The following is a 22,482-nucleotide window of genomic DNA, read 5'->3' as shown; positions in this document are numbered from 1 at the left end:
GGCCGGTCCGGCTCGAGCGAGAGTGGCCGGAGCTCGCGCCCGTGGGAGAGCCGTGACGGCGGCGTTGACCGCCGAGGCGCTCCCCGTCGTGACGGCGGTGCAGGCGGGCCCGGCGGTTCGCGGCACGGCACCGACGACCGCCCGCGCCGCGTCGACGGGTCCCGCGACGACACGACGAGGTCCCGGGACCTCGGCCACGGGCGGGACGACCGGCGCAGCGATGCGCCGCGTGGAGACCGTGGGCACTCCGCACCCCCGGACGACCGGCGCGGTGGCGCGCCGCGAGGAGACCTTCGGGATACCGGGCCCCGGGACGCCCGGCGGGACGGCCCGCCCCGGGGGGACCGTCGTGACGGCCCGCCCCGCGGCGAGCGGCGAGGCGGCCCGCCCCGTGGAGACCGGCGCCAGGGCCCGCCGCGGGACCGCGACGGGCGTCCGTCCCGCGACCGTCGGGACGCCCCCCGCGGGGAGGACCGCCGGGACGACCGCACCCGTGGTGACCGTCCCCGCGACGACCGCGCGGCACGGGGCGAGGACCGTCCGATCCGGCGGCACCAGGACGCGCAGCCGCGGCCGACCGAGCCAACGCTGCCGGACGAGGTGACCCCCGACCTGCTCGACGTCGAGGTCCGCCGTGACCTGCGCGGACTGCCGAAGGACCTCGCGGACAACGTCGCCCGGCACCTCGTCGCGGTCGGCGAGCTCCTCGACGACGACCCGACCGCCGCGCTGGCCCACGCGCGCTTCGCGCGGCACCGGGCCTCCCGGGTGGCGGTCGTCCGTGAGGCCTCCGGGCTCGCCGCGTACCACGCGGGGGAGTGGGCCGAGGCGCTGTCCGAGCTGCGGGCGAGCCGGCGCATGGGCGGCGCGGCGCACGTGGCCGTGATGGCCGATGCCGAGCGCGCCCTGGGGCGCCCGGAGCGTGCCCTCGAGATCGCCCGCAGCCCGGAGTCGGCCGACCTGCCGCGCGACGAGGCGATGGAACTGCTCATCGTCACGTCCGGGGCGCGCCGGGACCTGGGCGAGTTCGCGGCCGCCGTCGTCGGGCTGCAGGTCCCGGAGCTCGACGTGCGTCGCGCGGACGACCCGTGGACGTGCCGGCTCTTCTACGCCTACGGCGAGGCACTCATCGCGGCCGGACGTCGCGAGGAGGCCGTCCGCGCCTTCCTCGACGCCGCGCAGACCGACGCCGAGGGCGAGACCGACGCGGAGGAGCGGGCCGCGCTCGTGGCCGCCGGGGTGGACACCCCGCCCGGGGACCTCACCGACACCGACACCGACGGCGAAGCCGCGACCGACACCGCGAGCGAGGCCGCCCTCGACACCGACGCCGAGGGCGACGTCGACACCGAGGGCGACGTCGACACCGACGTCGACACCGAGGGCGACCTCGACGCCGAGGGCGACGTCGACCCCGCGACCGAGGCCTACGTGGGGACCGACGTCGAGACCGATCTCGTCGCCGACGAGCCCGCGGCCGACGTGGAGGACGCGCCCGTCGTCGGGACGGAGCCGGAGGCAGCCGTGACGACCGCCGCCGACGAGCCCGACCGCCCGCGCGGGAGCGACGAGGACCGGGACCGGTGACCCGGCACGACGCGCTGCTGGTCGACCTCGACGGCACGGTCTACGCCGGACCGGACGCCATCCCGGGCGCCGTCGAGGCCCTCGAGGCGGCCCGGGAGGGCGGCGCGACGGTCTCCTACGTCACCAACAACGCCTCACGGACGCCCGGCGCGGTCGCGGGTCACCTCGCCGACCTCGGGCTGGCCGTCACCGAGGACGACGTGGTCACCAGCGCGCAGGCCGGCGCCGCGGTGCTGGCCGACCAGCTGGACGCGGGCGCGACGGTGCTGGTGCTGGGGACGGATGCGCTCGCCGACGAGATCACCGCCGTGGGCCTGACGCCGGTCCGGGCGTACGACGACGGCCCGGTCGCCGTGGTCCAGGGCCACTCGCCCGACACGGGGTGGCGGCAGCTCGCCGAGGCCGCCCTCGCCCTCGCCGACGGCGCGACGTGGGTGGCCTGCAACATCGACCCCACGCTGCCCTCGGAGCGGGGCCTCCTGCCCGGCAACGGGTCGATGGTCGCCGCGCTGCGGCACGCCAGCCGTCGGGAACCGCAGGTCGCGGGAAAACCCGCCGCGCCGCTGCTGCGCCAGGCCATGGAGCGGGTGGGTGCGAGCTCGCCGCTGGTGGTGGGCGACCGTCTCGACACCGACATCGCGGGCGGGCACGCCATCGAGGCGGAGTCCCTGCTGGTGCTCACCGGTGTCTCGACCGCGGCCGACGTCCTGGCCGCCCCCGCCGAGCAGCGCCCCACCTACGTCGCGGCGGGTCTGGCGGCGCTGACCGACCTGGACGCGGTGCGCGTCGGGACCGACGACGGCTGGCGCGCGACCGTTCACGACGACGGGTCGCTCGAGCTGGGTGCGCCCGCCGACGCCGGCGACGGCGCCGAGGACCGCGCGGCCGCCCTGCGCGCCCTGTGCGCCGCCCACTGGGCGGCGGTCGGGGACACCGCGACGGCGTCCACGGTGACGGGGGCCGACGAGGCGGCCGGCCGGATGATCTCGGCGCTCGGACTCGACGCCGCGCGGTGAGTTAGCGTGGACGCCGTGGATCACGGTGGGCCGGACGACGGACTCGCGGGGCTGCGCGCCGCCGCGGCCGCCGTCGAACGTCTCGGCGACCCGGCGTCCGCCGTCGATCCCCTGGAGCACGCCGACCGCTTCGAGGCGTTGCACGAGGCCCTGACCGGCGCCCTCGCCGACGTCGACCGGGGCTGACCCGGTGGCGCGCACGACGAGCCGCCGGCTGCGCCTCGACGCCGAGCTGGTGCGCCGGGGGCTCGCCCGGTCCCGGGAGCAGGCCGCCGCCCTCATCGCCGACGGTCGGGTGACGGTGGGCGGCAGCGTCGCCACCAAGCCCGCGACGGCCGTCGAGACGGCCGCCGCCGTCGTCGTGACCCCCGAGCCCGACGGCACGATCGACGACTGGGCGAGCCGGGGCGCGCACAAGCTCCTCGGCGCGCTCGACGCGTTCGGGGTCGACCCGACGGGGCTGCGCTGCCTCGACGCCGGCGCGTCCACCGGCGGGTTCACCGACGTCCTGCTGCGTCGCGGCGCGCGGGAGGTGGTGGCCGCCGACGTCGGCTACGGCCAGCTGGTGTGGCCGCTGCGCACCGACGACCGGGTGACGGTGCTGGACCGCACCAACGTCCGCGCCCTCACCCCGGAGCAGATCGGTGGCCGGGTCGACCTCGTCGTCGCGGACCTCTCGTTCATCTCGCTGCGCCTGGTGCTGGACGCGCTCGCGGCGTGCACGGCGCCCGACGGCGCGCTGCTGCCGATGGTGAAGCCCCAGTTCGAGGTCGGGAAGGACCGGCTCGGGTCGGGCGGGGTGGTGCGCGACCCGGAGCTGCGCGTCGACGCCGTGCTCGGCGTGGTGGCCGCGGCCCGCGGACGGGGCCTGACGCTGGCCGGTGCGACGGCGAGCCCCCTGCCCGGTCCGTCGGGGAACGTCGAGTACTTCCTCTGGTTGCGGCCCGGAACGGGTACGGGTGCGGAGGACGACGCGATCGTGCGTCGTGCGGTCGAGAACGGGCCACAGTGAACCCAGGAACGGGAGAACGGGTGCGCGACGCACTGATCGTGGTGCACACCGGACGCGAGGCGACCCGCAAGGTCGCGTCGACGGTGGCGTGCCGACTGCACCGTGCGGGGTTCGCGCTGCGGGTGATGCCCGACGAGTACTCCAGCGACGCCGGGCTCTTCGACGACCTGGAGCCGCACGAGCGGCCCCTGCGGGTCGCCCCGGACGACGACGCCGCGAACGGGGCCGAGATCGTCATCGTCCTCGGCGGCGACGGCACCCTCCTGCGCGCCGCGGAGCTCGCCCGCCAGGCGCGGGTGCCGCTGCTCGGGATCAACCTCGGCCACGTCGGGTTCCTCGCGGAGGCCGACCTCGACGACCTCGACGAGGTCCTCGACGCCGTGGTCCACCAGACCTACCGGGTCGAGGAGCGGATGACGATCGACGTCACCGCCACCACCGACGGCCAGGTCCTCGGCCGTACGTGGGCGCTCAACGAGGCCATCGTCGAGAAGACCAACTGGGCGAAGCTGCTCGACGTCGTGCTCGAGGTCGACCACCGCCCGGTGTCGGAGTTCGCCTGCGACGGCGTGCTGTGCGCGACCCCCACCGGGTCCACCGCCTACGCCTACTCCGCGGGCGGGCCGGTCGTGTGGCCCGAGGTCCAGGCCATGCTGCTGGTGCCGTCGAACGCCCACGCCCTGTTCTCCCGGCCCCTGGTGGTGTCGCCGGACTCGCGGGTGGCGCTCGAGGTGTCCGGCCGCGGCGACGCCGGAGTACTGGTGTGCGACGGGCGCCGGACGCTGGACCTGCCCCCGGGGTCGCGGGTCGAGATCGGCAAGGGCAGCACCCCCGTGCTGCTCGTCCGCCTCCGGGTGCAGCCGTTCACCGACCGGCTGGTGCGCAAGTTCGGGCTGCCCGTGCAGGGGTGGCGCGGCCGTCGCCCGTAGTCCGGCCACCGCCGTTCACCGACCGTTCGACCACCTGTTCGAATCCGATCGGCGTGTTCGGCCCTGGGTGTCGGACCCCGTCGTTACAGTGATCGCGTGCTCTCCGAGCTGAGAATCCAGGGCCTCGGCGTGATCGAGGACGCGACCCTGGAGCTGCATCCGGGGCTCACCGCGGTGACCGGCGAGACGGGCGCCGGCAAGACGATGGTGATCACCGGGCTGCACCTCCTGGGTGGCGGACGCGCGGACTCCTCCCGCGTGCGACGTGGGGCGTCGCGCGCGGTGGTGGAGGGTCGCTACGTGCTGCCCGTTCCCGACGCCGGGTCCGGCCCGGCCGGGGAGGACGGGCCGTCCGAGGGGACCGACGCCGCCGGGGGGAGTGAGGACGGGGCTCCCGACGACGGGCCGCGGGACGCCGCCGGCGTCGCCCGCGACGCGGGGGCCGCGCTCGACGACGACGGGTCGCTCATCGCGGCGCGCACCGTCTCCGCCGACGGGCGCTCGCGCGCCCACCTCGGCGGACGGTCGGTGCCGCTCGCCGTGCTCACCGACGTCGCCGACGCCTCGCTCGCCGTCCACGGCCAGCACGAGGCCCTGCGCCTGCTGCGTCCCGCCGAGCAGCGCGCGGTGCTCGACCGGTTCGCCGGTGCGCCCGCGACCGAGGCGCTGGCCCGCTACCGGGACGTCCGTGGTCGGTGGCGCGCGGCCGTCGCCGCGCTCGCCGACCGTCGCGAGCGCACCCGGGAGATGGCGCGCGAGGCCGACCTGCTGCGCCACGGGCTGACCGAGATCGAGGCGCTCGACCCGCAGCCCGGGGAGGACGCGGAGCTGGTGGCCGAGGCCCGCCGGCTCGCCGACGTCGACGACCTGCGCTCCGCCGCCCTCACCGCGCTCGCCGCGGTGGCGGGCCCGCCCGACGGCACGGGCGACGAGCCGGACGCGACGGCCCTGGTGGGGGAGGCGCGCCGGGCGCTGGCCACCGACGACCCGCGGCTCACCGCGCTGGAGCCGCGCCTGGCCGAGGCCGCCGCGCTCCTCACCGACGTGGCCGCCGAGCTGTCCGGCTACCTCGACGGGCTGGAGGCCGACCCGGAGCGCCTCGCGTGGGTACTGGAGCGCCAGGCCGCCCTCAAGGGGCTCACCCGCAAGTACGCCGCCGACGTCGCGGGCGTGCTCGCCTGGGCCGACTCCGCCCGGGAGCGGCTCGGGTCGCTCGACGTGTCCGACGAGGCGATCGCCGCGCTGGCCGCGGAGGCCGACCGGCTGGGCGCCGAGCTCGCCGCGCACGCCTCGACGCTCAGCGCCGTGCGCACCGAGGCGGCGGCCCGCCTGGCCGAGGCCGTGAGCTCCGAGCTCGACGGGCTCGCGATGGCCGCGGCCACCGTCTCCGTCGAGGTCGGGCGGAAGGACAGCACCGCCGCCGACGCGCTCGAGCTCGACGGACGCCGGGTCGCCGCGGGCCCCGACGGGGTCGACGAGGTCGAGCTGCTGCTCGCCCCGCACGCCGGGGCGCCGCCGCTGCCGATCGCCAAGGGGGCGTCCGGCGGAGAGCTGTCCCGGGTGATGCTCGCGGTCGAGGTCGTGCTCGCGGGCGCGGACACGGTGCCGACGCTGGTCTTCGACGAGGTCGACGCCGGGGTCGGCGGGCGCGCCGCGGTGGAGATCGGGCGGCGGCTCGCGCGGCTGGCCGAGACCCACCAGGTCGTGGTCGTGACGCACCTGGCGCAGGTCGCGGCGTACGCCGACCGGCAGCTCGTGGTGGACAAGGGAGCCGGCACCGAGGGCGTCACCCGCAGCTCGGTCCGCACGCTCGACGACTCGCAGCGGGTGGTCGAGCTGGCGCGCATGCTGGCCGGCACCGAGGAGACCGAGACCGGTCGCGCCCACGCCGAGGAGCTGCTCGCCGCAGCGGCGGACGACAAGCGGGCCGTCCCCGCGCCCACCCCCATCAGCAAGGGCACGGCGAAGGGTGGTGCCCGGCGCCCGAAGCGACGCGCCGGCTGAGCCGGGCGGCGGCCGACCGCTCACCCCTGTGACGGATGGGACGCCCGGGTCGAGTGAGACCTGTGGGGTGCCTCGGCGTGGCGACGTGTCCGGATCGTGATCGGCCGTCAGCATCGTGTGCATGCGATGGCCTGGACGCGGGACCCGGACCCGTGCGGCGCTCCCCGGGGTGAGTGGCACGGCCCGGCTCGGGCGCCGCGGATCCGCGGGGGCCGACGCCGCCTACCTGCGCCGACTCGGGCCGGGGGACGTGGCCGTCATCGACCAGGTCGACCTCGACCGGGCGACCGCGACGGCGCTGCTCGACGCCGGGGTGGTGGGCGTGGTGAACGCGGCGCCCTCCATCTCGGGGCGCTACCCGAACCTGGGCCCGGAGATCCTCGTCGAGGCGGGCGTGGTGCTCGTCGACGACTGCGGCGCGGACGTCTTCACCGAGCTCGTCGACGGCGCGACCGTGCGCCTGCACGACGGGGCGGTCCACGCGGGCGACCGGGAGATGCTGCGCGGCTTCGCGCAGGACCGGGACACCGTCGCGGACCTGCTGGAGGAGGCCCGCGGGGGCATGGCCGCCCAGCTCGAGGCCTTCTCCGCGAACACCAGCGAGTTCCTCGGCCGCGAGCGGGCCCTGCTCGTCGACGGCGTCGGCGTCCCGGCGATCGCGACCTCGATGCGCGACAAGCAGGTCGTCGTGGTCGCGGGCGGTCCCGGCACCGCCGAGGAGGTCCGGTCGCTCACGGGCTTCATCCGCGAGTACAAGCCGGTGCTGATCGGCGTCGGGGACGGCGCCGACGCGCTCCGCGAGGCCGGGCACACCCCCGCCGTCGTGCTGGGCACCGTCGCCGAGCTCGACCCCGCGACCGCCCGGAAGGCGCGGGACGTCGTCGTGCCCGCGGACCCCGACGGTTTCATCGCCGGCCTGGCCCGCATGCAGGACCTCGGGGTCGACCCGGTCGCGTTCCCCTCCTCGGCGAACCCCGAGGACATGGCCCTGCTGCTCGCGCACGCCCACGGCGCGGCCCTCGTCGTCGCCGTCGGGTTCGACGCGAGCCTCGGCGGCTTCCTGGACCGCGGCCGTTCCGGCTCCATCCCCTCGACCTTCCTGACGCGGCTGCGGCTGGGTCCGACCCTCGTCGACGCGCCCGCGGTGCTCGCGCTCTACCGGAGCCGGGTCTCGATCTGGACGCTGGTGATGCTCGTCGTCGCCGTGCTCGCCACGGCCGTCGTCGCGGCGCTCGCCCTCGGGGCCGGACCGTCGCTGGTGCTGCTCCTGCAGACCGGCGGACAGGCCGTCGTCGCGTGGGCCACGGCCGTGGTGCGGAGCGTCGTCGGATGATCTCGTTCCGCTACCACATCGTCTCCCTGTGCGCGGTGGTCCTCGCGCTCGCCCTGGGGGTGGTGCTCGGCGCGTCGTCGCTCTCGCAGACGATGCTCGGCGCGCTGTCCACCGACCGCGCGGACCTCTCCGGCCAGGTCGGGGTCCTCACCGCGGAGCGGGACACGGCCCGGGCCCAGCAGGTCGCGGCCGACCGCGTGCTCGCCGGCACCGCACCCGCCCTCGTCGGCGGGGCCCTGCGCGACCGCACCGTCGTCCTCGTCGCCGCCCCCGACGCCGACCCCGCCGACCTCGACGCCCTCACCGGGCTCGTCGGTCAGGCCGGCGGACGGGTCACCGGCACCCTGTCGCTCACCGACGCGATGCTCGCGCCCGACCGGGCCGACGCCCTGCGCGGTCTCGTCACCCGCGTCCTGCCCGCCGGCGTGCAGCTGCCCTCGACCACCGACGTCGGCACCCTCACCGGCTCCCTGCTCGGCTCGCTCGTGACGGCGGGCCGCGGCCCCTCGAGCTCGCCGGCCGAGGTGGGCACGGCGTTCACCGCGCTGTCCGACGGCGGGTTCCTCGCCCCGGGCGCGGCGCCCGCCCCGGCCCAGCTCGCGCTCGTCGTCGGCGGCAGTCCCACGCCGACGCCCGACGCGGCCGGGCGCGCCACCACGCTCGCGCACCTGGCCTCCGGCGTCCACGCCGGCGGCGCCGGGACGGTCCTCGCCACGCGGTCCGCCGACGGGGCCGTGGCCGCCGTCCGCACCGACCAGGCGCTGCGCGGGGTCTCCACCGTCGACGGGATCGGCGCGACGGCGGGCCGGATCGCCGCGGTGCTGGCCACCGCCGAGCAGGCCGCGGGCCGCACGGGCGCCTACGGCTCCGCCCCGGGTCTCGCCCCGCTGCCCCAGCGCACGCCGGTGGCCTGACCGCCGGTCACCCGGTCGGCGGTGTTACCGTGAGGTCCCGTGGATCGGTGTTCGCACGTGCTCGTCGCCCGGACCGCCTCCCGCAGCGTCGGGGGGCACTGATGCAGCAGCCACGGACCACGAAGCACGTCTTCGTCACCGGCGGGGTGGCCTCGTCGCTCGGCAAGGGGCTCACGGCCTCCAGCCTCGGCCAGCTGCTCACCTCCCGCGGGCTGCGCGTCACCATGCAGAAGCTCGACCCGTACCTCAACGTCGACCCCGGGACGATGAACCCGTTCCAGCACGGCGAGGTCTTCGTGACCGAGGACGGCGCCGAGACCGACCTCGACATCGGGCACTACGAGCGGTTCCTCGACCGCGACCTCTCCGCCCGGGCCAACGTGACGACCGGCCAGGTGTACTCCGAGGTCATCGCGAAGGAGCGCCGCGGCGAGTACCTGGGCGACACCGTCCAGGTCATCCCGCACATCACCGACGAGATCAAGTCGCGGGTCCTCGCGATGCGCGAGGACCCCGACGGGACCGCACCCGACGTCGTGATCACCGAGATCGGCGGGACGGTGGGCGACATCGAGTCGTTGCCGTTCCTCGAGGCCGCGCGGCAGCTGCGCCACGAGGTCGGCCGGGACAACTGCTTCTTCCTGCACGTCAGCCTCGTGCCGTTCCTGGCGCCGAGCGGGGAGCTCAAGACCAAGCCGACGCAGCACTCCGTCGCCGCGCTGCGCAACATCGGCATCCAGCCCGACGGGCTCGTGCTGCGCGCCGACCGGCACATCCCCGAGGAGATGACCCGCAAGATCTCCCTGATGTGCGACGTCGACGAGGACGGCGTGGTCGCCTGCCCCGACGCGCCGTCGATCTACGACATCCCGAAGGTGCTGCACTCCGAGGGCCTCGACGCCTACGTGGTGCGCCGGCTCGGCCTGCCGTTCCGTGACGTCGACTGGACGGTCTGGGGCGACCTGCTCGACCGCGTGCACCAGCCGACCGAGCGGGTCACGATCGCGATCGTCGGCAAGTACGTCGACCTGCCCGACGCCTACCTGTCGGTGACCGAGGCCGTCCGCGCGGGCGCGTTCGCGCACCGCGCGAAGGTCGACATCCGCTGGGTCCCCAGCGACGACTGCGACACCCCGGCCGGGGCGGACAAGGCGCTCGCCGGGGCGCACGGGGTGCTCGTGCCCGGCGGCTTCGGCGTCCGCGGCATCGAGGGCAAGATCGGCGCGCTCGACCACGCCCGCCGGCACGGCATCCCCGCGCTGGGGCTCTGCCTGGGCCTGCAGTGCATGGTCATCCACGCCGCGCGGGCCCTCGCGGGGATCGAGGACGCCAACTCCGCCGAGTTCGACCCCGCCACCGCGAACCCCGTGATCTCGACGATGGCCGACCAGACCGACGTGGTCTCCGGCGAGCGGGACATGGGCGGGACGATGCGCCTCGGCGCCTACCCCGCGGTCCTCGCCCCCGAGACGATCACGCGCGCGGCCTACGGCACCGGCAAGGTCTCCGAGCGCCACCGCCACCGCTACGAGGTCAACAACGCCTACCGTGACCGCCTCGCCGAGGCCGGTCTCGTGTTCTCGGGGACCTCGCCGGAGGGCACGCTGGTGGAGTTCGTGGAGCTGCCGCGCGCGGTGCACCCGTTCTTCGTCGGCACGCAGGCCCACCCCGAGCTGAAGTCCCGGCCCACCCGGGCGCACCCGCTCTTCGCGGCCTTCGTCGCGGCGTCGCTGCGTCACGACGCCTCGTCGCGTCTGTTCGGCAACAGCGACACCGACGGTGGGAGTGCGGACCTCGAGGGCGACGACCCGGTCGACGCGGAGGCCGCACGCCTGTCCGAGGCCGGCGTCCCGTGACGCGGTCCGAGCCCCGCGACCCGGTCACCCCGGACTCGCTGCGCGACCCGCACGGCGGGCACCCGCCGCACTCGTTCGACGTGGTCGACACCGAGACGCTCTACGAGGGCGCGATCTTCGCGCTGCGCGGCGACCAGGTCCGCATGCCGGGCGGGCGGGTCGCGACGCGGGAGAAGGTCGAGCACTACGGCGCGGTGGCCATCGCCGCGCTCGACGACGACAACCGCCTCGTCATGATCTACCAGTACCGCCCGGCCATCGGTCGCCGCATCTGGGAGATGCCCGCGGGTCTGCTCGACGGGGGGTCCGGCGAGGCCCCCGTCGAGGCCGCGAAGCGGGAGCTGGTCGAGGAGGTCGGGATCGAGGCCGACGACTGGTCGACCCTGGTCGACGTCGTGGGCTGCCCCGGGTTCGCCGACGAGTCGGTGCGCGTCTTCCTCGCGCGGGGCCTGCGGGAGGTCGAGCGCCCCGAGGCGGGGGACGACGAGGAGGCCGACCTGGTGATCCGCCGGGTGCCGCTCGACGACCTCGTCGCGGGCGCCATGTCGGGCGACCTGGTCAACGGGCCCTGCATCGCCGGGGTGTTCGCCGCGGTCGAGGTCGTCGCCGGCCGCTTCCACCCGCGCCCGGTCGACGCGCCGTGGCTCGACCGGCCGACCGAGTACGCCGAACGCAAGCAGGGCTGAATGAACGCGTCGTGCGACGCGGAGGTATTCATTGAGTAGGCGAGTCGTCGACCGCGACTATGGGACCGCCGTGCAGGGCCGCTTCACTAACCCGTGGAGATCACGAGATAGACACGGCGCGTAACGAGGCCAGTTGGCGGGGCGAACCATCCGAGTGAACAGACTCGGGGGGACGAGATGGACGAGCAGCCGCAGACTGGGCGAGCGTCGTGGAAAGACCTGCGACCACGGACCCAGCTCGGGATCATTTTTGCGATCGTGACCGCGCTCGTGGTCGGGCTGTCGATCAATAGCGCCGCCGCCCGCGCCGATCGCGCTGCTGCCACACCGGTTGCTGGAAGCTCGTCGCTGCCGATGACCCCGACCGGTTCTTACACCGTCGGCCAGCAGTACTACGCCGACAAGATCGCGATGCCGAACTACGTCGGCTGGACGCTGCAGGCCGCCGTGAACGACCTTGCCTCGCGCGGTATCCGCGTCGGGGGCTTCGCCCCTTCCTACGCGAACTCGGTGATCGCCTACCAGAACCCCTATCCGGGTACGCGGGTTGGCCAGTCCACCGTGCATTCGATCCAGCTGATGGTCTCGAACGCCGCACCCACTACGACTCCTCCGACGGCGAGCACCACGACCACCCCGCCGTCCAACACCGACGTGGACATCGACGTCGACGAGGACCACAACCTGCCCGACGGGGCGTTGACCGGCGGCTTCTGCCGGCGAAAGTGGTGGTGCTAGATCAGCCGGTGACCGCGGCGTCGCGTTCTCTCCCGCCGCGTGGTGGAGTCTCGGTTGGCGCGACGTCCATGGCGTTGGACCTGCAGAGCCCGAACGTTGGTGAGGCCGTGGCTCCGAGCTCTGCAAGGTTGGCGCGGGCACCCAGCGTGCAAGATCTTGACGCGCCGTGCGAAGTGGTCGCTCAGCAACCACTTCGCACGGCAGAGCAAGATCTTGTGCGCCGAAGCCGGCCTGCAGGCGCGCTCAAGACGCGCGGACCTCGCTCGGCGCCACCCCCCGGTGGCGCCGGAAGGCCGTCGAGAAGCTGAACGGGTTGGCGTAGCCGACGCGGCGGGCGACGGCGGCGACGGTGACCTCGGGCTCGGTGAGCAGGGCGTGCTCGGCGAGCGCGAGCCGGTGCTCGCGCACGTAGGCCAGCGGCGAGGTCCCGACGACGTCGGAGAACCGGCGCGCGAAGGCCGCCCGGCTCACCCCGGCGTGGTCGGCGAGCGTCGCCACGGTCCAGGCGCGGGCCGGGTCGGCGTGCACCGCGGCGAGCGCCCGCACCACCCCGGCGTCGGCGACCTCCCCGGACCCGCGCGCGACGAGGACGTCCCGGACGGTCTCGACGACGAGCCAGTCCAGCAGGCGGGCGGACACGACGTCGCCGGGGGAGCCGACGGTCCCCGCCTGGTCGGCCACCCGCTCGATCAGGAGCCGGCAGAACTCCGAGTCGGCCGGGGCGAGCACCTCGTCGGGCAGCGCGAGCAGCCGGGGGGCGGCGCCCTGCAGCGCGAACCGGGCGACCACCATCGTCGTGGGGCCCTCCGCGACCACCGGCACCGACCCGCCGTCGTGGAGCAGGAGGGCGTCGCCGGGACCGAGCTCCAGCCCGCGCAGCCGCAACCGGCCGCGTGCGACGGCGAGGAGGCTCCGGCGGCGGCCGGTGACCAGCGTCGCGCGCCCGGACGGCTCCTCGACGACGAGCTCCGGGTCCACGACCCGGATCGCGCCGAGCAGTCCCTCCACCGCGCTCACGAGCCGGAGGGTAGACGCCCGCGAAGGTGCCGGGGAGGCACGGACATGGGCGGGGCCCCGCCGGGCGGACAGGCTGGGGACATGACGATCACCGCCGCCGACCGCGAGCTGCTCGACCGGCCCCTCGTCGGGTTGCTCACCGTCCCGCCCGGCCCGGAGCGGCTCCCCGCGCCGCGGCCGGTGTGGTTCGAGACGACCCCCGAGGGCGACCTGCAGCTGTTCTCGATGGCCGACGCGCTCAAGGTCCGACGGCTCACCGCGGAGCCGCGGGCCAGCTTCGTCGTGGTCGCTCCCGTCGACGAGCCGGAGGGGTGGGTGTCGGTCGAGGCCGACGTGACCGTGCACGACGACGGGGCTGCCGAGCTCGCCCACCGGCTCGTCGGGCGCTACTGGGCGGACCCGGACACCGAGGAGCACCGGGAGCTCCTGGCGACGTTCGCCGACCCCGCGAACGTGCGCCGGATCGTGCTGCACCCGCGGCGGGTCACCCGGGGACCGGCGGTCTGACGAGGTACAACGGCGGGGTGGCTCACCCAGCTGACGTCGTGGCCACCTACCTCGACCACCTCGACGTCGAGCGCGGGATGTCGGTGCACACCCTGACCAACTACCGGCGCGACCTCGACCGGTACCTCGAGCACCTGGAGCGGATCGGCCGCACCGACCTCGCCGAGGTGACCGCACCCGACGTCGGGACCTTCCTCGTGGCGCTGCGGACGGGGGAGGACGGGCACCGGCCGCTGGCGACGGCGAGCGCGTCGCGGGCCGTCGTCGCCGTCCGGGGGCTGCACCGGTTCGCGCTGGCCGAGCAGGAGGTGACCCAGGACGTCGCCGCGGACGTCCACCCGCCGGCGCCGCCGCGCAAGCTGCCGAAGGCGCTCGACGTGGACACCGTGACCCGGCTGCTGGAGGCGCCGTCGACGGAGGACCCGCGCGGGGTGCGGGACCGGGCGCTGCTGGAGCTGCTCTACTCCACGGGCGCGCGGATCAGCGAGGTCGTGGGCCTCGACGTCGACGACGTGGACGCCGAGCAGCGCACCGTCGTGCTCACGGGCAAGGGCGGCAAGCAGCGCCTCGTCCCGGTCGGGCGCCCGGCGCTCGCCGCCCTGGACGCCTACCGGGTGCGGTCGCGGCCGGGCTTCGCGGTGCGCGGCCGCGGCACGCCTGCGCTCTTCCTGAACGCCCGCGGCGCGCGGCTGTCGCGGCAGAGCGCCTGGAACGTGCTGCGCGAGACCGCCGAGTTCGCCGGGATCACCGCGGAGATCTCGCCGCACACGCTGCGGCACTCGTTCGCCACCCACCTGCTCGACGGCGGGGCCGACCTGCGCGTGGTGCAGGAACTGCTCGGGCACGCGTCGGTGACGACGACGCAGATCTACACGATGGTCACGGTCGACCGGCTCCGCGAGGTCTACGCGACCTCGCACCCGAGGGCGCGCGCGGGCCGAGCGGGCTAGCGTCGGCGCCCGTGGACTTCACCGAATCCGAGGACCATCGCCTGATCCGGGCGGCGGTCCGGGAGCTCTGCACGAAGTTCGACGACGACTACTGGGCGGCGTGCGACCGCGACCACGCCTTCCCGTGGGCGTTCTACGACGCGATGGCAGCGGGCGGGTGGGTCGGGATCGCGATCCCGGAGGCCTACGGCGGGGGCGGGCAGGGGATCGAGGCCGCCTCGATCGTGCTGGAGGAGGTCGCCGCCTCCGGGGCGTGCATGAACGGCGCGAGCGCGATCCACATGTCGATCTTCGGCATGCACCCGGTGGTCCTGCACGGCAGCGAGGCGATGCGGGAGCGCTACCTGCCGCGGATCGCGACCGGCGACCTGCACGTCGCCTTCGGCGTCACCGAGCCCGACGCCGGGCTGGACACCACCGCCATCACCACGCGCGCGGTCCGCGACGGTGACGGCTACCGCGTGCACGGCCGCAAGGTGTGGACGTCGAAGGCGCTCGAGTCGGAGAAGGTGCTGCTGCTCGTGCGCACCACCCCGGCCGCGGAGTGCGCGAAGCGCACCGACGGGCTCTCGCTGCTGCTCGCGGACCTGCGCGACCCCGCCGTCACGATCACCCCGATCCCGAAGCTGGGCCGCAACGCCGTCGCCTCCTGCGAGGTCGCCTACGACGGGCTCGCGGTCGCGGGCGAGGACCTCGTCGGGGAGGAGGGGCAGGGCTTCCGGCAGATTCTCGACGGGCTGAACGCCGAGCGGGTGCTGATCGCCGCGGAGGCGCTGGGCACGGGGCGGGCGGCGCTGCGACGGGCCGTCGCCTACGCGCGCGAGCGTCGGGTGTTCGGCCGGTCGATCGGGGCCAACCAGGCCGTCGCCCACCCGCTCGCCGAGGCGCACGCCCGGCTGCACGCCGCCGAGCTGGTGGTCCGGGAGGCGGCGTGGAAGGTCGACCGGGGCGAGCCCGCGGGGGAGGCGGCGAACACGGCCAAGTTCGTGGCCGCCGAGGCCGGGTTCTTCGCCGCGGACACCGCGGTGCAGACCCACGGCGGGTTCGGCTACGCCGAGGAGTACCACGTGGAGCGGTACTTCCGGGAGGCGCGGCTGCAGCGGCTCGCCCCGTTGCCGCAGGCCATGGCGCTGAACTACCTGGCGCAGAGCGTGCTGGGGCTGGAGCGCTCGTACTAGACGGGCATCAGATGATGCCGCGGGCGGCGAGGTCGTCGATCTCGGCCTCGGACAGGCCCGCCTCGGCGAGCACCTCGCGGGTGTGGGCCCCGAGCTCCGGCCCGAGGTGGTCGATGCGGCCCTCGACCCCGGACAGCCGCGGCACCGGGGCCTGCACCAGCAGGCTGCCCAGCTGCTCGTCGGGGATCCGGCGGAACACCTCCCGCGCGACCATCTGCTCGTCGGCGACGAGGTCGGTGACGTCGTAGACGGGTGCGGCGGCGATCTCGGCGGCCTCGAACACCGTCATGGCCTCGTCGAGCGTGCGCTGCGCGACCCACGCCGCCACCAGCCCGTCCACCTCGCCGGCCCGGGCCAGCCGACCCTGGGCGTCGGCGAAGGCGGGGTCCTCGGCGAGGTCGGGGCGCCCGATCGCCCGGAACACCCGCAGCGCGACGCTCGGGGCGCTGCCCGACATCGCGAGCCACCGGTCGTCGGCGGTCCGGTAGGTGTTGCGCGGCGCGGAGATGTCCCAGCGGTTGCCCGCCCGACGGGGCACGCTGCCGGTGGCGTCCCAGGTGAGCAGGCTCTGCTCGAGGACGCGGGCCAGCGGGTCGACGAGGTTGACGTCGACGAGCCGTCCCGGCGCCCCGTGCACGTCGCGGTCGTAGAGCGCCGCCATCACCGCGTAGGCGGCGTGCAGCGACGCCACGCCGTCGGCGAGCATGAACGCGGGCAGGGTCGGCGGCCCGTCAGCCTCTCCGGTCAGGTGGGCGAACCCGCTCATCGCCTCGCCGAGGGTGCCGAAGCCGGGCCGTTCGCTCTTCGGGCCGGTGAGCCCGAACCCCGTCACGTGCAGCACGACGGTCCGCGGGTTCTCCGCGTGCAGCCGCTCGAAGTCGAGTCCCCACCGGCGCAGCGTCTGCGGTCGGGTGTTGGCCACCACGACGTCGGACCGCGCGGCCAGTCGCCGCGCGAGGTCCTGGCCGTCGGGGGCACGGAGGTCCACCGTCACCGAGCGCTTGTTCCGCCCGATGCTCTTCCACATCAGGCCCACACCGTCGCGCTGCGCGCCCCAGCCGCGGATCGCGTCGCCGACGCCCGGCGGCTCGATCTTGACGACCTCGGCGCCGAACTCCCCGAGGTAGGTGGCGGCGAGTGGTGCGGCCGCGAGTGAGGCCATGTCGAGCACCCGCAGCCCGGCGAGCGGGAGGGCGCTCAGGGCCGGTCCCGCTCGGCGGCGGTCCGCGCGTGCTCGTCCAGCAGCCACGCGGCCACGTCGCGCAGCTTGATGTTGGACTGCTGCGAGGCCTCGACGAGCATCCGGAAGGCCCGGTCGCCGTCGACGCCGTGCCGCTCCATGAGGATGCCCTTGGCCTGTCCGATCCGGTCGCGACCCGCCAGCGCGATGTCGAGGCCCTCGGCGCGGCTCGCCCCGTAGAGCGCGATCGCGGCCTGCAGGGCGAACACCTCGAGGGTCACGCGGCCGGCCTCGGTGAACGCCCCGGGCGTGAACGAGTAGAGGTTCAGCGAGCCGACGGGGGAGTCGGGCGGACCCATCGCGTAGGACAGCATGGCGCGCACGCCGACGTCCCGTGCGCGCGGCCGCCACCGGGGCCACCGGGTCTCCCGGTCGAGGTCGATCGCCTCGACGTGGGTCGGCTCGTCGAGGCTGCCGGCGTCCACGCAGGGGCCCTCGTCCAGCTCCGCCTGGGCGGCGTCGAGGTCGGCGACCCAGTCGGCGGACGGGGCGCGGCTCGTGACCTTCCCGTGGTCGGTCTGGGTGATGCCGGCCCCGTCGGCGCCGGGCACCCGCTGCACCGTCACCTGGACGATCCGGGTGAGCACCTCCTCGGTGGTGCCGAGTCCGCCGTCGGGGTTCGGCTCGCGGAGGACGGCGGTCGCGGCGTGGTTCAGGGCGTCGGACAGGGCGTCGACCTCGTGCGGTTCCATCTCTCCTCGGTCCGGCGTCGGGCCCTTCGGTGCTCGAGGGCAGAGGGGCCCAGGGTAGGAGACGGGACCGCGGGTGGGGGATCAGCCGCCCTCGCCGGCGTCGGCCTGCTCCCGGACCAGCACCGAGGCCCGCTGTCGGGTGACACCGAACAGCCGGGCGATCTCGTTGATGCTCATGCCCGACGCGTGCAGCGCGGTCGCCTCCCGGCGTCGCCACCGACCGCCGACCGTGTTGAGCGACCCGAGCGCCTGCGAGATGCGCTCGACGATCAACGGCGGTTCCTCCGCGCGCACCGCAGTGAGCCAGTCGGCCCCGCCCGCACGCTGTTCCTGGAGCTCCTCGGCCCGGTCCCGCGCGGCGCGCAGGCTCTCGATGCACGAGCCGAGCTCGGTCACGAGCGCCGCGAGCGCGGCATCGACCTCGCCGTCCCCACCGCCCTCGTGGACCGCTTCCGCGTCGGACACGGGTCTCCTCCCGGGGTGCTCAGCGTGACAATGGCCGTTGCGGGCAATAGTTGTTGCGCTTTCGATTGTGTGCCACTGTATTGGTAGCTGACCCTGTTGCGCACCAGCGGGAGATGCTTCGAACGAGTGATGGGCCCGACCGGGCCCGGATCGGACCCCGCATGACCACTCTCACCGCCGTCGTCGACCTCCCGATCACCGGACACACCGTGCGGGACGCCCGCACGCTGGTCCTGGGTCTCGCGGACGGCTGGGACAGCGCCACCTACCGCGTGGACCTGGAGCTGTTGATCGACGACCTCACCGCGGACGTGGTCGCCCACGCCCGCGGGGAGAACGACCTCCGGCTGGAGCTCACCTGCCACGGGGGCACGCTGCACGTCGCGATCTGCGACGGCAGCGCCGTCCGGCCCGCCGTCGCGGACACCGACGGCCTGCTCGCCGTCCTCGCCGACCGCTGGGGCCACGAGCCCTACCAGGGCGGGCACCGGGTGTGGTTCGAGCTCGACGCCCTGCCCGCGCCCGAGCCGGAGGTGCAGTTCCCGCCCGCGCTCGAGGTGCGCCTGCGGCTGCTCCTGCGCTGCCCGGTGCCGCTCGGGCGCTACGGGACCTGACGCAGGTCGCAGGCCACGACGAGCGGGGTCGACCGCTCGGCCAGCCGGGGCACGACGTCGTCGAGCACGTCGGCCAGCCCGCGGACGGTGTCCACCCGCAGCGCGGGACACCCGAGCCCGCTCGCCACCGCCGTCAGGTCCACCTCGCCGAAGCCGGGCCACGGGGGCTTGCCGCCCGCCTCCGCGGCCAACCGGTCCATGATCGCGTACCGGCCGTTGTCGAGGACCAGGACGAGGACGCCCACCCCGTAGTGCGCGGCCGTCCACAGGGCCTGCACGCCGTAGAGCGTCGAGCCGTCGCCGACGACCGCGACCACCGGCCGGTCCGGGGCGCCCATCCGGACCCCGATCGACGCGGGGACCCCGAAGCCCAGCCCGCCCTGGGCCGCCGACAGGAACCCGAGCGGTGCGCGGGCCGGGACGAGCCGGTGCAGGTCGGGGCGCGAGGACGGGGTCTCCTCCACGACGACGGCGTCGGCCGGGAGCCGGGCCGCCAGGGCCGTGAACACGGTGGGCGCGTCGAGGGCGGTGTCCGATGCACGAGGGGAACCCTCGAGCGCTCTTGTGGCCCGAGGGTTCCCCTCACGCGGGGCGGCGGAGGGTGGCACGGTGGTGGACACGGCGGCCGTCAGTGCGGCGACGGTGGCCCCCGGGTCGGCCAGCACGGCCAGGTCGGCGCGGCTGTGGTGTACGTCCTCGGCGTCGTCGGAGACGAGCACGACGGTCGTCCCCGGCTCCACGAGCTCGCCCGGCGCGTAGCGGTACTGCCGGAACGCGGGCGCTCCGACGACGAGGACGAGGTCGTGCCCCGCGAGGGTGGCCCGCAGCGCGCCGCGCTCCGGGGGCAGGTGCCCGGCGAAGAGCGGGTGGTCCTGCGGGAACCCGGCCCGGGCGGCGAACGCCTCCTGCCACACGGGCACCCCGAGGTGCTCCGCCAGGTCGACGAGCGCCGCCCAGGCGGCGGGCGAGTCGGCGTCCGCCCCGACCACGAGGGCCGGCGACGTCGCGGCGGCGAGGTGCGCCGCGAGCTCCCGCACCGACCCGTCGTCGGGACGGAGGCCGCGGCGGACGACGGCGGGGGAGGCGAGCGCGCGGGGGTCGGCCTCGGCGTCCCAGTCGTCGCTGGGGACGGTCACGACGGCGGGTCCGCGGCCGGAGACGGCCTCGTGGAACGCGCGGTCGAGGGCGCCGGGCACGTCCTGCGGGCGCGCCGGGGCCGACCACCAGACCGGGTAGGACCCGGCCAGCCCCTCCAGGTCGCCCGCGAGGAAGGGTCGCGCGGCGAGGTGGCGCCGGTCCTGCTGCCCGACCAGGACGACGAGCGGGACGCGGTTGACCCGGGCGGTCGCGAGGGCGCCGACCGCGTTGCCCAGGCCCGCCGTCGTGTGGAGGACGACCAGCGCGGGGCGGTCGGTCGCGGTGGCGTAGCCGGTGGCGAGCCCGACGACGGAGCCCTCGTGCAGCGCGAGGACGAAGTCGAGGTCGTCGGGCAGGCCGGTGAGCAGCGTGATCTCGGTCGACCCGGGGTTCGCGAAGATGCGGTCGAGGCCGCGACGCCGGAAGACGTCGAACGCGGCCTCGCGGACGGTGGTCAGGACGCCGCCCGGTCACGCTCGACGGCGGTCGCGGCCAGGTCGTCCGCCGGCTCGGTGCGTCGGACGAACACCACGGCGATCGCACCGAGGGCGGCGACGAGGGCGAAGAAGTAGAAGCCCCACGGGTAGGCGACGCCACCGGCGACCAGGGCGCCGGTGAAGGCCGGGCCGGAGATCGCGCCGAGGCGCCCCACCCCGCTCGCCGAGCCGAGCGCGGTGCCGCGCGCGACCGCCGGGTAGATGCGGCCGACCCAGCTGTAGACGAGCACCTGCGAGGAGAAGACGAAGACGCCGGTGAGCAGGATCGCGACGTAGACCGTCGCGCCGGGCAGGCGGATCGAGAGCAAGGCGAGGAAGACCGCGGCCACCGCGAACCAGGCGATCGTGGCCGGGCGGACCCCGACCCGGTCCGCGACCCGGCCGCCCACGAGCAGGCCGATCACCGCGCCGACGTTGAGGGCGAGCAGCTGGAACAGGGCCTGGGTGAGCTCGTAGCCGGCGAGCCGCATGATCTCCGGCAGCCAGGTGTTCAGCCCGTAGACGAGCAGCAGGCCCATGAACGAGGCGACCCAGAAGGCGACGGTCGCGACGCCGTAGCCGCTACGGAACAGGACGCCCACGGGGTTGCGGCCGGCGGTCGCGTCCCGCGCGACGGGGGCGGCGTCGGCCGGGAGGCGGCGCGCCATCAGCGGGACCAGCACCAGGGCGGGCAGGGCGCCGACGACGAACATGAACTGCCAGCCCAGGCTCGAGACCAGCAGGGCGCCGAGCAGCGAGGCCAGGACGGCGCCCGCGTGGTACCCGGTCATGAGGACGGTGGTGGCGCTGTTGCCGCGGCGCACGGGTGCGTGCTCGGCGGTCATCGCGAGGGCCACCGGCAGCACGCCGCCCAGCGGCACGCCGGCGAGGAAGCGCAGGCCGCCGAGGACCGTGGCGTTCGGCGCGAGCGCGCACGCGGCGCCGAGGAGTGAGAAGGCGACGACGCAGACGATCATCGTGCGGCGGCGGCCCCACACGTCGGCGACCGGCCCGACCGCGAGGGCGCCGACCATGACGCCGAGCAGCCCGATCGTGGCCACGGTGGTGGCGCTGCCGGGGCTCAGCGCGAACACCGGGTCGCGTCGCAGGACGGGGATGACGACGCCGAGGACGACCAGGTCGTAGCCCTCCAGTGCCACGGCGGACCAGGCGAGCCAGCGCACCCAGGTCGAGGACGGGTTCGTCATCGCATGCCACCTTCCTGCCGTGACGTCCGTGTCAGGGCGTGGGCGGAGTATGGGAGCGCCCACCGGGGGCGGTCACCGGTTCCTCCCACTGGGCGGAAGAGCGACTCTCAACGCGACGGGGGGCGGGCGCCCAGGTTCCGTGACGCCGTGGCCGCCGCGACCATCACCGCCGGTACGTAGGGCGGCAGCGCGGCGGAGGCCGGGACCACCACCCCGAGCGCGGCGACCACCGTCCCGTCGGCGCCGACCACCGGCGCGGCGATCGACGAGGCCCCCTCGGTCATCTCCTCGCGCGACAGGCAGTGCCCGGTCCGCCGGATCTCGGCCAGCGCGGCGCGCAGCGTCCCGGGGTCGGTGATGGTGCCGGACGCGAGCCGGGGGAGCCCCCGGGTGATGACCTGCTCGACGAAGGCGGTCGGGGCGTGGGCGAGCAGCACCTTGCCCGGACCGCTCGCGTGCAGCGGCATGTCCCGGCCGACCCGCGAGCGCACCGTCAGGTCCTCCCGGCCGGGGAGGCGTTCGACGAACAGGGCGCGGAACCCGTCGAGCACCACGAGGTGCACCACGTGCCCGGTGACGGCGGCGAGGTCCTGCATCGGGGCGAGCGCGGCCTCGCGCAGGGTGCGGGCGGCCGGGGCGAGCGCGCCGATCCGCCACAGCCGCAGCCCGATCCGGTACCGCCCACGGCCGACCCGCTCGAGCGCCCCCCACGCCACGAGTTCGGCCACGATCCGGTGCGCGGTGGCGGGAGGGAGACCGGTCAGGGTCACGATGTCGGCGAGCGCCAGCTCCGGCGAGGCGTCGGTGAACGCACCGAGGACGCTGAGCGCACGACCCAGGACGGAGCGTGCGGCTCCGGTCCCGTCCGGGGTCCCGCCGCCAGTCATGGCGTCAGGGGTCCCCCGCAATCGCTTCCGCCACAC

The 22,482-nt window shown here is 75.5% G+C and carries 22 protein-coding genes and 1 pseudogene; 15 read left to right on the top strand and 8 right to left on the bottom strand.

Features of this window, described 5'->3' with window-relative positions:
- Positions 1-600 precede the first annotated feature (600 nt).
- The 11 genes from BJ983_RS09260 (at position 601) to BJ983_RS09210 (ending at position 12,075) form a co-directional block, all read left to right on the top strand.
- Positions 601-1,587: a tetratricopeptide repeat protein gene (locus BJ983_RS09260; RefSeq protein WP_179793542.1), complete on the top strand. Its 987-nt coding sequence runs from the start codon at positions 601-603 to the stop codon at positions 1,585-1,587.
- Positions 1,584-2,603, top strand: coding sequence for an HAD-IIA family hydrolase (locus tag BJ983_RS09255; RefSeq protein WP_179793541.1), 1,020 nt, complete (start codon positions 1,584-1,586; stop codon positions 2,601-2,603). The genes BJ983_RS09260 and BJ983_RS09255 overlap by 4 nt, the downstream gene beginning before the upstream one ends.
- A gap of 15 nt (positions 2,604-2,618) precedes the next feature.
- On the top strand, positions 2,619-2,789 hold the full coding sequence (locus BJ983_RS09250) for a hypothetical protein (RefSeq protein WP_218891745.1): 171 nt from the start codon (positions 2,619-2,621) through the stop codon (positions 2,787-2,789).
- A 4-nt stretch (positions 2,790-2,793) separates the two neighbouring features.
- The gene (locus BJ983_RS09245; protein WP_179793539.1) at positions 2,794-3,615 is read left to right on the top strand and encodes a TlyA family rRNA (cytidine-2'-O)-methyltransferase; all 822 of its coding nucleotides are present in this window, start codon (positions 2,794-2,796) and stop codon (positions 3,613-3,615) included.
- Between the two features lie 20 nt (positions 3,616-3,635).
- Positions 3,636-4,544 (top strand): NAD kinase, encoded by a 909-nt coding sequence (locus tag BJ983_RS09240; RefSeq protein ID WP_179793538.1) that lies wholly within the window; start codon positions 3,636-3,638, stop codon positions 4,542-4,544.
- A gap of 96 nt (positions 4,545-4,640) precedes the next feature.
- Positions 4,641-6,548 (top strand): DNA repair protein RecN, encoded by a 1,908-nt coding sequence (recN, locus tag BJ983_RS09235; RefSeq protein ID WP_179793537.1) that lies wholly within the window; start codon positions 4,641-4,643, stop codon positions 6,546-6,548.
- A gap of 121 nt (positions 6,549-6,669) precedes the next feature.
- Complete coding sequence (steA, locus tag BJ983_RS09230; protein ID WP_425484746.1) at positions 6,670-7,881, top strand: putative cytokinetic ring protein SteA; 1,212 nt, start codon at positions 6,670-6,672, stop codon at positions 7,879-7,881.
- Complete coding sequence (locus BJ983_RS09225; protein WP_179793535.1) at positions 7,878-8,795, top strand: copper transporter; 918 nt, start codon at positions 7,878-7,880, stop codon at positions 8,793-8,795. Before steA ends, BJ983_RS09225 begins: the two co-directional genes overlap by 4 nt.
- Positions 8,796-8,896: 101 nt before the next feature.
- Positions 8,897-10,651, top strand: coding sequence for a CTP synthase (pyrG, locus tag BJ983_RS09220; protein ID WP_179793534.1), 1,755 nt, complete (start codon positions 8,897-8,899; stop codon positions 10,649-10,651).
- Positions 10,652-10,689: 38 nt separating this feature from the next.
- Positions 10,690-11,337, top strand: coding sequence for an NUDIX domain-containing protein (locus tag BJ983_RS09215; protein WP_179797562.1), 648 nt, complete (start codon positions 10,690-10,692; stop codon positions 11,335-11,337).
- Between the two features lie 177 nt (positions 11,338-11,514).
- Positions 11,515-12,075, top strand: a complete 561-nt coding sequence (locus BJ983_RS09210) for a PASTA domain-containing protein (protein ID WP_179793533.1) — start codon at positions 11,515-11,517, stop codon at positions 12,073-12,075.
- A 243-nt stretch (positions 12,076-12,318) separates the two neighbouring features.
- Here the strand turns inward: BJ983_RS09210 and BJ983_RS09205 are convergent, their stop codons facing one another.
- Positions 12,319-13,092, bottom strand: a complete 774-nt coding sequence (locus tag BJ983_RS09205) for a helix-turn-helix domain-containing protein (protein ID WP_218890181.1) — start codon at positions 13,090-13,092, stop codon at positions 12,319-12,321.
- 81 nt (positions 13,093-13,173) lie between these two features.
- Here BJ983_RS09205 and BJ983_RS09200 point away from each other — a divergent pair, with 81 nt between their 5' ends.
- Genes BJ983_RS09200 through BJ983_RS09190 form a run of 3 tightly spaced genes read left to right on the top strand, consistent with a single transcriptional unit; the run spans position 13,174 to position 15,727 of the window.
- On the top strand, positions 13,174-13,599 hold the full coding sequence (locus tag BJ983_RS09200) for a pyridoxamine 5'-phosphate oxidase family protein (protein WP_218890180.1): 426 nt from the start codon (positions 13,174-13,176) through the stop codon (positions 13,597-13,599).
- 17 nt (positions 13,600-13,616) lie between these two features.
- Entirely contained in the window at positions 13,617-14,549 is a 933-nt protein-coding gene (gene xerD, locus BJ983_RS09195; protein WP_343053941.1) for a site-specific tyrosine recombinase XerD, read from the top strand.
- A gap of 11 nt (positions 14,550-14,560) precedes the next feature.
- The gene (locus BJ983_RS09190; RefSeq protein ID WP_179793531.1) at positions 14,561-15,727 is read left to right on the top strand and encodes an acyl-CoA dehydrogenase family protein; all 1,167 of its coding nucleotides are present in this window, start codon (positions 14,561-14,563) and stop codon (positions 15,725-15,727) included.
- Between the two features lie 7 nt (positions 15,728-15,734).
- On the opposite strand, the gene BJ983_RS09185 is transcribed toward BJ983_RS09190, so the two are convergent.
- The 3 genes from BJ983_RS09185 to BJ983_RS09175 form a co-directional block, all read right to left on the bottom strand.
- Positions 15,735-16,976 carry a CaiB/BaiF CoA transferase family protein gene (locus tag BJ983_RS09185; RefSeq protein WP_343053940.1) on the bottom strand — a complete coding sequence of 414 codons (1,242 nt, stop codon included), beginning with the start codon at positions 16,974-16,976 and terminating at the stop codon, positions 15,735-15,737.
- Complete coding sequence (locus BJ983_RS09180) at positions 16,925-17,659, bottom strand: GAF and ANTAR domain-containing protein (protein WP_179793530.1); 735 nt, start codon at positions 17,657-17,659, stop codon at positions 16,925-16,927. Before BJ983_RS09180 ends, BJ983_RS09185 begins: the two co-directional genes overlap by 52 nt.
- Positions 17,660-17,740: 81 nt before the next feature.
- Positions 17,741-18,124 carry a helix-turn-helix domain-containing protein gene (locus BJ983_RS09175; RefSeq protein ID WP_179793529.1) on the bottom strand — a complete coding sequence of 128 codons (384 nt, stop codon included), beginning with the start codon at positions 18,122-18,124 and terminating at the stop codon, positions 17,741-17,743.
- Between the two features lie 161 nt (positions 18,125-18,285).
- Between BJ983_RS09175 and BJ983_RS09170 the strand changes: the two genes are divergently transcribed.
- Entirely contained in the window at positions 18,286-18,738 is a 453-nt protein-coding gene (locus BJ983_RS09170) for an ATP-binding protein (protein ID WP_179793528.1), read from the top strand.
- On the opposite strand, the gene BJ983_RS09165 is transcribed toward BJ983_RS09170, so the two are convergent.
- From BJ983_RS09165 to BJ983_RS09155, 4 genes and pseudogenes are all read right to left on the bottom strand, one after another.
- Positions 18,726-19,934: a thiamine pyrophosphate-dependent enzyme gene (locus BJ983_RS09165; protein ID WP_343053939.1), complete on the bottom strand. Its 1,209-nt coding sequence runs from the start codon at positions 19,932-19,934 to the stop codon at positions 18,726-18,728. The genes BJ983_RS09170 and BJ983_RS09165 overlap by 13 nt on opposite strands.
- Positions 19,935-20,030: 96 nt before the next feature.
- A pseudogene (locus BJ983_RS32190) lies at positions 20,031-20,333 on the bottom strand (thiamine pyrophosphate-binding protein); the annotation flags it as partial.
- Positions 20,330-21,559: an MFS transporter gene (locus tag BJ983_RS09160; protein WP_179793527.1), complete on the bottom strand. Its 1,230-nt coding sequence runs from the start codon at positions 21,557-21,559 to the stop codon at positions 20,330-20,332. The gene BJ983_RS09160 and the pseudogene BJ983_RS32190, both read right to left, overlap by 4 nt.
- A gap of 107 nt (positions 21,560-21,666) precedes the next feature.
- On the bottom strand, positions 21,667-22,446 hold the full coding sequence (locus BJ983_RS09155) for an IclR family transcriptional regulator (RefSeq protein ID WP_179793526.1): 780 nt from the start codon (positions 22,444-22,446) through the stop codon (positions 21,667-21,669).
- Between the last annotated feature and the right edge of the window lie 36 nt (positions 22,447-22,482).

Source organism: Actinomycetospora corticicola (assembly GCF_013409505.1).
GTDB classification, from domain to species: Bacteria; Actinomycetota; Actinomycetes; order Mycobacteriales; family Pseudonocardiaceae; genus Actinomycetospora; species Actinomycetospora corticicola.
This window is presented reverse-complemented; position numbering and strand designations above follow the sequence as displayed.